This is a genomic window from Microbacterium sp. (assembly GCF_031178525.1).
Classification (GTDB): Bacteria; Actinomycetota; Actinomycetes; order Actinomycetales; family Microbacteriaceae; genus Microbacterium.
Genome location: NZ_JAPSJA010000090.1, coordinates 1 through 9,532, shown reverse-complemented (window position 1 = coordinate 9,532; position 9,532 = coordinate 1). Strand labels below are relative to the sequence as shown.

The window sequence follows — 9,532 nt, the reverse complement described above, 5'->3', positions numbered from 1 at the left end:
CTGTGCGGGTGGGCGAGCCGTCGGTGACGGACGCGATCGAGATCCTGCGCGGTCTGCGCTCGGCGTACGAGGAGCACCACCGCCTCACGTACACGGACGAGGCGCTGCGCGCCGCGGTGGAGCTCAGCGACCGCTACCTGACCGAGCGCGTGCTTCCCGACAAGGCGATCGATCTGATCGACCAGGCTGGCGCACGCCTCCGGCTGCGCCTGGGCGCGCCGGCCGACGTCACCGCGCTGATGGAGCGCCTGGGAACGCTGGAGTCCGAGAAGAACTCCGCCGTGGCGGCCGAACGCTACGAGGAGGCGTCCCGTCTGCGGGATGAGATCGCGGACGTCCAGCGCAGGATCGAAGAGGCGACTGCGGCTGGATCCGCGGCTCCCGCGATCGTCGACGAGCCGGAGATCGCGGCGGTCGTGAGCCGCGCCACCGGCATCCCCGTCGCCCGTCTCACCGAGTCCGAGCGTGAGCGCCTCGCGACGCTGGAGGACGAGCTGCACGGACGCGTGATCGGGCAGGACGACGCGGTGGCGGCGGTCGCCAAGGCCGTGCGCCGCAGTCGCACCGGCATGGGCGACGCCCGCCGGCCGGTGGGCTCGTTCCTGTTCCTCGGCCCGACAGGCGTCGGGAAGACCGAGCTCGCGAAGGCGCTGGCGTCGAGCCTCTTCGACGACGAGGGCGCGATCGTCCGCTTCGACATGAGCGAGTTCGGCGAGCGGCACACGGTCGCGCGTCTGGTCGGTGCCCCTCCGGGATACGTCGGCTATGACGAGGCGGGTCAGCTGACCGAGCGCGTACGCCGCAACCCGTACTCGATCGTGCTGTTCGACGAGATCGAGAAGGCGCACCCCGACGTGTTCAACCTGCTGCTGCAGGTGCTCGACGACGGGCGCCTGACGGACGGCCAGGGCCGCACGGTCGACTTCCGCAACACCGTGATCGTCATGACCTCGAACCTCGGGTCGGAGTTCCTCGCCTCGCGTGCGGGTGCCATCGGCTTCACGTCGGGCGGCCGCGAGTTCGACGACGAGGACCTGCGGGCCCGCGTCATGGGGCGGTTGCGCGAGTCGATGCGGCCCGAGTTCCTGAACCGGATCGACGAGATCGTGCTGTTCCGCAAGCTCGAGAAGGAGCAGCTGCACGAGATCGTCTCGCTCATGCTGGGCGCGACGCGCGCGCGGCTCGGGGCGCGGGAGATCGCGCTCGAGGTCACGCCTGCCGCGGTCGACTGGCTCGCCGAGCGCGGGTACGAGCCGGAGTACGGCGCCCGCCCGCTGCGGCGGCTGATCCAGCGTGAGGTGGACGACCGGATCGCCGATCTGTTCGTCACGGGAGCGCTCGCGGATGGCGGGTCTGTGCGGGTCGACGCGCGCGGCGATGAGCTGATGGTCGAGGCGGCGTCGCTCGCGGTCGCGGCCTGAGGTGCACGAAGCCCCCGGGGAGTCTGAGGCTCCCCGGGGGCTTCGTCGTGTCGGCGCGGCATGCCACGATGCCGTCATGGATCAGCGGATCAGCTTCATCACGCTCGTCGTGGCGGACGTCGAGGCTAGCAGGAGGTTCTACGTGGACGGCCTCGGCTGGGAGCCGGAGGTGCATGTCGCGGGAGAGGTGCTCATGCTGCGAGCGGGGGAGCGGCTCATCCTGTCCCTGTGGGACCGGATGGCGGCCGAGCACGAGATCGGACCGGTGAGCGCCGGCGGCACTCCGCCCGTCACTCTGGCGCACAACCTGCCCGATGAGGCAGGGGTCGACGCGGTGCTGGCCGAGGCCCGCGGGGCCGGCGCGGAGATCGTCGCCGAGCCGCGCAGGCGCGAGTGGGGCGGATACTCGGGGTACTTCGCCGATCCCGACGGCTATCGCTGGGAGGTCGCCTGCAATCCCGGCCCCATCGGGCAGTCCGTGCTGTAGCTCACGCGTGCGGCCAGGCGGCGAGTGCTCTGTCGATGGCCTTCCGGGTGGCGGCGTTCGTGCGCTCGACGAGTTCAGCCTGCGGCGTGCGCGGCGCCTTCGCCGAGCGCGGCGGCACGCGCCACGTCCCCACCACCACGCCGTCGACCAGCACGGCAGGACGGAACACGCCGTTGTTGCCGGGCACCTGCGCGGCGAGCATGCCGGGGCTCGCGACCAGCGACCGGTCGGCATAGCCCAGGATCCACTCGTCGAACGCCGGCACGAGCGTGACGCCCGAGGGATCAGGAACCTCGGGGTCGCCGATCACCCATGCGGGCACGCCCTCGACGGACACCGCGGTCAGCTCCGCGATGCGCGCCGCGACCTGGCGCACGAGAGTCTTGGGCAGTTTGAGCCACCACGCGGCGTCGTCGGCCGTCACGGGACCGCGTGCGCCCACGTAGCCGCGCACGACGCCGACGAGGTCGTCGGGATCCGCGCCCTTCGCGGTGGTCAGGACGAGCTGCTGCTCCGTTCCGGAGAACGGGCCCCAGTGGATCAGCCCCTCGACCGCGAGGTGGAACAGCAGGTGGTAGCCGCGCCCGCCGTCGGTCGCGATGCCCGCGCCCTGCCACAGCGCGAGGGTCTCTGCGCGCGTGCGCGGGCGATCCTGCAGCGCGTCCCGCAGGATGCCGCGTGCCCGGTCGATCAGGGCGTCCTCGAGCTCGAGCTGCGCGCGTCGCCGCGTCGTGGCGCGTCGTGTGCGCTCGCCCGTGTGCTGCAGGATCGTGGCGAGGTGCGCGGGCGTCGTCGCGAACAGCGTGCCGCGCATGGGCCAGGAACGCACGAGGTCCCCGGCGTCGAAGGCCGCACGGACGTCGTCGAGCGTCGTGCCGGGGCGCGAGCGGATCGCGATCGCGCGCAGCACGCCCGGCAGATCCTGCCCCTGCAGCGCGACCGCCCGCGTCACGACCTCGGTGGGGGACAGGTCGGACCCGTTGAGCAGCTGCGCGTCGTGGCGCAGCCGCCGCGCTTCGGTCGCCGTGAGTTCCACGACGCTCACGCTAGCGCCGGCCCCCGACACGGGTGACAGGATCGAGACATGGATCTGCAGCGCGTCTCCATCGGCATCGCCGCGTCGGCCGGGACGGGCGTCGCCCGGCGCATCGCCCCGCTCATCGAGGCTGCGGGACTCGGCGCCCTGTGGGTGAACGAGACTCCCGGGCACAACGCGCTCGAGGTCGCCGCCGCCGCCGCGGACGTCACCTCCGCCATGCGGGTCGCCACCGGCGTGATCCCCGTCGACCGCAGACCCGCCGCGGCCCTGCTGGACGACCTCGCACGACTGTCGCTGCCGGCGGATCGCCTGACGCTCGGCGTCGGGTCGGGTGCAGCGCTCAGCGGCGTGCTCACGCTGATGCGCGACGCCGTCGATGAGCTGCGCGCGGGCGGAGCGGCCGACATCGCGCTGGGCGCGCTGGGGCCGAAGATGCGGCGGCTCGCTGCCGAGCGCGCCGACGGTGTCGTCCTGAACTGGCTGACGCCCGACGAGGCGTCCGCGCAGGCAGCGGAACACCACGCGATCGACGCCCGTGGCCGCGTGGCGCTCTATGTCCGCACGGCAGCCGACCCGGCGGCCATGGTGCGCCTCGAGGAGGAGGCCGGCCGCTACGGTCGCATCCCGTCGTACGCCGCCAACTTCGAGCGGCTCGGTTTCGGGCCGCTCGACACGGTCATCCGCCCGGGAGAGGCGCGAGGCGGAGTCGCCGCGTACGTCGAGGCCGTCGACGAGGTCGTGCTGCGGGCGGTCACGCCGAGCGACGATCCGGACGACTACGCGCGCTTCGTCGAGGACGTGACCGCCGCGATCAGCTGACGCCCCGGATCGGGCGATGCTCCGGGCCCGGCGACCCTCCGGATCAAGCGACGATCGCGGGTCCGGCGACGTCCGATGAGCCGGCGACTCCGGTGGATCCGGTCATCTGTCGCCGCCCCGTCCGATCGATCGGTGCATGTCCCACCTGCTGTCGGAAACGGGGGTGGATATCGACACGAAGCGGAACACGGATCCGGCCATGCCGACTCGGAGTGGGGCGTGGCCCTCTCCGGATCGGGATCGCGACGAAGCCGCCCCGGGGAGCGGACCCCCGGGGCGGCTTGTCATCACGCGTGATCGCGCGCCTCAGCGGCGCGCGGCGTACTGCTCGCGGATGACCGCGCGCGTGTCGGGCGCGGGCTCCGCCGAGAGCGACACGGGCCACGCCGGGCGCTCTCCGGTCAGCGCCCAGGCTGCCTGCACGGCGGCGCCCGCCGCGACGTACTCGCCCGGCTCCGGAACCACGACCGGCGCATCGAACACCTGCGCGGCGATCGCGGCGACCGCGGGATTCTGCGCGGCGCCGCCCACGAGCAGGATCCGCTCCGCCGTCACGCCGTGCGAGCGCACGGCGTCGAGGCCGTCGGCGAGGCCCGAGAGCATGCCCTCCAGCGCCGCGCGTGCGAGGTTCTCCCGGGTGGTCGAAGTGAGCGTCATGCCGAACAGCGTCGCCGTCGCGTCCGGCAGGTTCGGCGTGCGCTCGCCCTCGAAGTAGGGCTGCAGCACGAGGCCCGCAGCGCCCGGCTCGGCCGCCAATGCCAGGCGGCCGAGCTCGGCGTGATCGACGTCCAGCAGGCGCGCGATCTGGTCGAGCACGCGCGCGGCGTTCAGCGTGGCGACGAGGGGCAGATAGAGGCCGGACGCGTCGGCGAAGCCCGCGACGGAGCCGCTCGCGTCGCGCACCGGCGCATCCGTGACGGCGAACACCGTGCCCGACGTGCCGATCGACACCACCACATCGCCGGTGGCCGCGCCGAGGCCGAGCGCAGCGCCGGCGTTGTCGCCGCACCCCGGCGCGATCACGAGCCCGTCGGCGAGGGATCCGGACCCGCCCGTCACCGACTCGGCCGGGCCGAGCACGCGGGGCAGGACGACCGCGCTCGCCTCGCGACGAAGCGCGAGCGACAGCAGCTCGCGGTCGTACGCGCCCGTCGCGGCGTCGAAGTACGCCGTCCCGCTCGCGTCGGAGCGGTCGGTCACGAGCTCGTCGAGCACGGGCCCGAGCGGCGACTGGCCGGCGGGGCCGTAACCGCGCAGGCGCCACGTGAGCCAGTCGTGCGGCAGTGCCACGGCCGCCACGCGGGCGGCGTTCTCGGGCTCGGCATCGGCAAGCCAGCGCAGCTTCGTCGCGGTGAAGGACGCGACCGGCACGAGGCCCGTGCGGCGTGCGAACTCCTCGGCGCCGACCTCGGCCGTGAGATCCGCGGCGGCGCCCGCGGAGCGGGTGTCGTTCCACAGCAGGGCGGGACGGATCACGTGCCCGTCGACATCCAGCGCGACCATGCCGTGCTGCTGGCCTCCGACCGCGATCGCCGCCACGTCGCCGAGGCCGCCGGCCTCCGCGACGGCGCTGCGCAGCGCATCCCACCATGCGGCGGGATCGACCTCGGTGCCGTTCGGGTGGGTCGCCCGCCCGGAGCGGACGACCTCACCCGAATCGAGGTCGCGGATGACGACCTTGCAGCTCTGGGTCGACGAGTCGACGCCCGCGACCAGGCGGCGGGTGCCCGTCACCGGGTCCTGCGACATGTCAGCCGCGCGCGCCGAGCAGGTGCTCGGTCGCGAGCTGCTGCAGGCGCACGAAGCCGAAGCCCTTGCCGCCGAAGTACGCGTCCGCGTCGAAGTCCTCGAACGCCGAGCGGTCGGCGACGAGGTCGGCCACGGTCTCGCCCTCGTTCAGGGTCGGCACGGCGAGCTCGTCGACGCGAGCCGCCTTCAGCGCCTCCTGCACCTCGGGGTCGGCACGGAATGCCTGGGCGCGCTCCTTGAGGAGCAGGTACGTGCGCATGTTCGCCTGGGCCGACTCCCACACGCCCGTCTCGTCCTCGGTGCGCGAGGGCTTGTAGTCGAAGTGACGCGGGCCGTCGTACGCGGGGCCGCCGTTGGGGCCGCCGTTCTCGAGCAGGTCGACGAGCGCGAACGCGTTGTGCAGGTCGCCGTGTCCGAACACCAGGTCCTGGTCGTACTTGATGCCGCGCTGGCCGTTGAGGTCGATGTGGTAGAGCTTGCCGTGCCACAGCGCCTGCGCGATGCCGGCCTGGAAGTTCAGGCCCGCCATCTGCTCGTGGCCCACCTCGGGGTTCAGGCCCACGAGCTCGGGGTGCTCGAGCTCGTTGATGAACGCGAGCGCGTGGCCGACCGTCGGCAGCAGGATGTCGCCGCGCGGCTCGTTCGGCTTCGGCTCGATCGCGAAGCGGATGTCGTAGCCCTTGTCCAGGACGTACTGGCCGAGGAAGTCGAACGCCTCCTTGTAGCGCTCGAGTGCGACGCGGACGTCCTTCGCCGAGTCGTACTCCGCGCCCTCGCGTCCGCCCCACGCGACGTAGGTCTTCGCGCCGAGCTCGGCGGCGAGGTCGAGGTTGCGCAGCAGCTTGCGCAGCGCGAAGCGACGCACGTCGCGGTCGTTCGAGGTGAGGCCGCCGTCCTTGAAGACGGGGGCGCTGAAGAGGTTGGTCGTCGCCATCGGGATGATGAGTCCCGTGTCGGACAGCGCCTGCTTCAGGCGGTCGATCTGCGTCTGGCGCTCGGCGTCGGTGGAGCCGAAGGCGAACAGATCGTCGTCGTGGAAGGTGAGGCCGTAGGCGCCGAGCTCGGCGAGCTTCTCGACCGCGTGCACCACGTCGAGCGCGGGGCGGGTGGGGCCGCCGAACGGGTCGGCGCCGTTGTAGCCGATGGTCCAGAGGCCGAAGGAGAACTTGTCGTCCTTGGTGGGCGTGAGCGACATGGTGTGCAGACCCGCTTTCAGCGTCGTCGATGAATTGTTGCGGTAGCGAACTTATCACCGTGCGCCGCGACCCGCAACGCGGCGCGGGCTGCCCATCCGCGCGCGTCCCGCTAGCGTCGAGGCATGCCTCGCGACACGCCGCCCGCCGCGCACGTCCGCCGCGCGCAGGGGGAGGGCCTGGTCGCCGCGCTGACGTTCGACGACGGTCCGGACCCGCGCGCGACGCCGCGCCTGCTGGATGTGCTGAGCGCGCACGGCATCCGCGCCGTGTTCGCGGTCGTGGGGGAGTGCATCCTGCGGCCCGGCGGTGCGGACCTCCTGCGCCGCACGGTCGCCGACGGGCACGTGCTGTGCAACCACTCGACGTCCTTCGCCGCCATGGGCGGCTGGACGGCGGACCGCGTGCGCGCCGACCTGCAGGAGAACCTGCGCATCATCCGCGAGGCCGCCGGCCCCGTGCCGGTGCCGTTCTGGCGCGCGCCGAACGGCAGCTGGGGCGTGACCGTCGATGTGGCCCTGGAGCTGGGGATGCGCCCCCTCGCCGTGACGAACACGATCCTCGACTGGGACACGCAGGACGTGACCACCCTGACGGCGAACCTCCGCGAGGCGATGCGGCCCGGGGAACTGGTTCTCGCGCACGACGGCGGCGGCGACCGGCGCGGCACGGTGGCGGCCGTCGAGACCGTCCTGGCCGAGCGCCTGGCGGCCGGGTGGCGCTTCACGCTCCCCGAGGGCTGCTGATCAGCCGAGCAGCAGGTACAGGGCTCCGGCGATCGTGAGCACGATTACGATGCGCTCGAAGGCGCGCTGGTCCATCCTGTCGAGCAGGGCGCGCCCGATGAACGCCCCGACCACGACGCCGGGCACGAGCAGGAGATCCATCAGCAGCGTCGGGACGTCGATGATGCCCAGCCCGATCGAGAACGGCAGCTTCGCCAGGTTGATGCCCGCGAAGAACCACGCCGTCGTGCCGAGGAACGCCCGCATGGGGAACTTCGCGGCGAGGAAGTACATGGTCATGACAGGGCCGCCCGCGTTCGCCACCATCGTCGTGAACCCGCCCAGCGTGCCGTAGGCGGCGGCCGCGATCCGGCCCGTCTGGGCCTCCTCGGCTGCGGCTTTCCGCCGCCGCCACAGCGTCACGCCGATCACGAGCAGGAGGATCGCGCCGATCACCCTGCGCGTGCCCGTGTCGGAGGCGAAGGCGAGGAAGACAGATCCCAGGATCAGGCCCGCCAGCACCGCGGGGATCAGTGGCAGCAGGGCTCGCAGGCGCGCATGCCGACGGTGCACCCAGAGTGCGAACGCGTCGCCGACGATGAGCAGCAGCAGCAGCGCCCCCGTTGAGGCCCGTGCCGGCAGGACGGCCGCGAACAGCGCGATCGCCAGCGTGTTCACTCCCGGCAGCGCGGTCTTCGACACGCCGACCGCGATGGCGCCGACCGCCAGCGCGACCCACGCGAGGGCGGACAGTTCGGGCATCCGCCCAGGCTATCGGGGTCAGGAGATCGCGACGTCGCGGGAGAGATCGCCCGCCGCGATCCGGTAATCGCCCTTCCAGCCCTCGATGCGCACGCGGCCCTCGCCGTCGGTGCGCCGTGTGGTGGGTGCGAGCCACCACTCGCCGCGGATCAGCTCGTGCAGGCGGTCGTACGCGGGCTTGCGGGTCCCGTCCGCGCGCAGCAGCCCGATCGGCGCGCCGAGCCAGGCCCCCGCGTCCGTGATCCCCCAGTAGGTGATCGCTTCGACCGCCGGGTGTCCCGTCAGCGTGCGGTAGAGCCGCTCGATCTCGTCCGCCTGGCGCTCCTCGCCCTCGGGGGTCGAGGGCCAGGCATCGACCACGTAGTCGTTGAGATCCTCGATCTCGCGCGGCATGAGATCTCCCGACACCAGGCTGGACTCGGTGAAGTGCAGCGGCAGACCGTAGCGCGCGAACCGGTCGGCGACCTCCAGGAGCTGCTCCTCGCCCCGGAAGCCCTGGTGCATGTGCGTCTGCAGACCGATGGCGTCGATGCGCACGCCGGCGTCGAGGGCGTCGGCGATCACGCGCTCGTACCGCTCCGACAGGTCGAAGTCGTTGATCAGCAGCGTGGCACCGGGACCGGCCGCGCGCGCGGTCTCGAACGCGAGTCGCACGATGCCCGTGCGTCCGAGTTCGCGGGCCAGCCGCGACACGGCATTCGGCACGCCGTCCGGCTCGTTCACGAAGTCGGGCATGATCGCGACCTCGTTGATGGCATCCCACGTGTCGACGAGGCCCGCGAAGTCGGTCACCTCGCGGGTGACGCGTGCGCGCACCAGGCTCTCGACCTCGTCCGAGGGCAGCGCATCGAGCCACGGGGCCTTGACGGTGTGCCAGACGAGCGGATGGCCCTTCACGCGGACGCCGCGCTCGGCGAACCAGCGCGCGGCAGCGAGCAGACGCGCCGTGCGCGGATGTCCCCGCTCGGGCTCGAACTGACCCCAGTAGAACGGCAGCGTCGCAGTGTCGAACAGCCCCAGCCAGTCGCGCGCGAGCGCCGCGAGGTCCGCCTCGCCGTTCGCGTGGGGAACGAGATCGAAGCCGATGTTGCCGAAGGCGAACGCGTGCCGGACCTGCTCGACGACGACCTCGCGGTGGGCGAGCGGTGCGCCCGTGGCGTCCGTGAGCGCGACCTCGACGGAGCCGGTCCGCGGGTTCACGAGCGCTCCATCGCGCGCGTCGAATCACGCAGGATCAGTTCGGCGGGCATGCGGATGTGCTCGCTGGGGCCGCCGCCCAGCATCGACAGCAGCAGGTGCACGGCCGATGCCCCCATCTCGAGAAGCGGCTGACGGAT

The 9,532-nt window shown here is 72.5% G+C and carries 10 protein-coding genes; 4 read left to right on the top strand and 6 right to left on the bottom strand.

The annotated features are described in order from the left end of the window. On the top strand, nucleotides 1-1,421 hold a 1,421-nt coding region (locus RIF89_RS07695), incomplete at its 5' end, for an ATP-dependent Clp protease ATP-binding subunit (protein ID WP_309068542.1). A 76-nt stretch (nucleotides 1,422-1,497) separates the two neighbouring features. Further along, nucleotides 1,498-1,908 carry a VOC family protein gene (locus tag RIF89_RS07690; protein WP_309068541.1) on the top strand — a complete coding sequence of 137 codons (411 nt, stop codon included), beginning with the start codon at nucleotides 1,498-1,500 and terminating at the stop codon, nucleotides 1,906-1,908. Nucleotide 1,909: 1 nt separating this feature from the next. On the opposite strand, the gene RIF89_RS07685 is transcribed toward RIF89_RS07690, so the two are convergent. Beyond that, on the bottom strand, nucleotides 1,910-2,944 hold the full coding sequence (locus RIF89_RS07685; protein ID WP_309068540.1) for a winged helix DNA-binding domain-containing protein: 1,035 nt from the start codon (nucleotides 2,942-2,944) through the stop codon (nucleotides 1,910-1,912). A 48-nt stretch (nucleotides 2,945-2,992) separates the two neighbouring features. On the opposite strand from RIF89_RS07685, the gene RIF89_RS07680 reads away from it, so the two are divergent. Further along, complete coding sequence (locus RIF89_RS07680; protein WP_309068539.1) at nucleotides 2,993-3,766, top strand: LLM class flavin-dependent oxidoreductase; 774 nt, start codon at nucleotides 2,993-2,995, stop codon at nucleotides 3,764-3,766. A 306-nt stretch (nucleotides 3,767-4,072) separates the two neighbouring features. On the opposite strand, the gene xylB is transcribed toward RIF89_RS07680, so the two are convergent. Together xylB and xylA are read right to left on the bottom strand one after the other, a co-directional pair. Further along, nucleotides 4,073-5,515, bottom strand: coding sequence for a xylulokinase (gene xylB / locus RIF89_RS07675; protein ID WP_309068538.1), 1,443 nt, complete (start codon nucleotides 5,513-5,515; stop codon nucleotides 4,073-4,075). A gap of 1 nt (nucleotide 5,516) precedes the next feature. After that, complete coding sequence (gene xylA / locus RIF89_RS07670; protein WP_309068537.1) at nucleotides 5,517-6,710, bottom strand: xylose isomerase; 1,194 nt, start codon at nucleotides 6,708-6,710, stop codon at nucleotides 5,517-5,519. A 123-nt stretch (nucleotides 6,711-6,833) separates the two neighbouring features. Here xylA and RIF89_RS07665 point away from each other — a divergent pair, with 123 nt between their 5' ends. Next, a complete protein-coding gene (locus RIF89_RS07665) occupies nucleotides 6,834-7,454 on the top strand; it encodes a polysaccharide deacetylase family protein (protein WP_309068536.1) in 621 nt (206 codons plus the stop codon). Here RIF89_RS07665 and RIF89_RS07660 read toward each other — a convergent pair whose 3' ends face one another. From RIF89_RS07660 to RIF89_RS14945, 3 genes are read right to left on the bottom strand one after another with little or no spacing between them, the layout of a single operon-like run. Further along, the gene (locus RIF89_RS07660) at nucleotides 7,455-8,195 is read right to left on the bottom strand and encodes a sulfite exporter TauE/SafE family protein (protein WP_309068535.1); all 741 of its coding nucleotides are present in this window, start codon (nucleotides 8,193-8,195) and stop codon (nucleotides 7,455-7,457) included. An 18-nt stretch (nucleotides 8,196-8,213) separates the two neighbouring features. Beyond that, on the bottom strand, nucleotides 8,214-9,395 hold the full coding sequence (locus RIF89_RS07655; RefSeq protein WP_309068534.1) for an endo-1,4-beta-xylanase: 1,182 nt from the start codon (nucleotides 9,393-9,395) through the stop codon (nucleotides 8,214-8,216). Continuing rightward, entirely contained in the window at nucleotides 9,392-9,532 is a 141-nt protein-coding gene (locus RIF89_RS14945) for a substrate-binding domain-containing protein (RefSeq protein ID WP_375294453.1), read from the bottom strand. Before RIF89_RS14945 ends, RIF89_RS07655 begins: the two co-directional genes overlap by 4 nt.

Bases quoted from the DNA above. Each gene is read 5' to 3' on its own strand.
- xylB (WP_309068538.1), bottom strand. From the start codon at position 5,515: ATGTCGCAGGACCCGGTGACGGGCACCCGCCGCCTGGTCGCGGGCGTC.
- RIF89_RS07660 (WP_309068535.1), bottom strand. From the start codon at position 8,195: ATGCCCGAACTGTCCGCCCTCGCGTGGGTCGCGCTGGCGGTCGGCGCC.
- RIF89_RS07665 (WP_309068536.1), top strand. From the start codon at position 6,834: ATGCCTCGCGACACGCCGCCCGCCGCGCACGTCCGCCGCGCGCAGGGG.
- RIF89_RS07680 (WP_309068539.1), top strand. From the start codon at position 2,993: ATGGATCTGCAGCGCGTCTCCATCGGCATCGCCGCGTCGGCCGGGACG.
- xylA (WP_309068537.1), bottom strand. From the start codon at position 6,710: ATGTCGCTCACGCCCACCAAGGACGACAAGTTCTCCTTCGGCCTCTGG.
- RIF89_RS07690 (WP_309068541.1), top strand. From the start codon at position 1,498: ATGGATCAGCGGATCAGCTTCATCACGCTCGTCGTGGCGGACGTCGAG.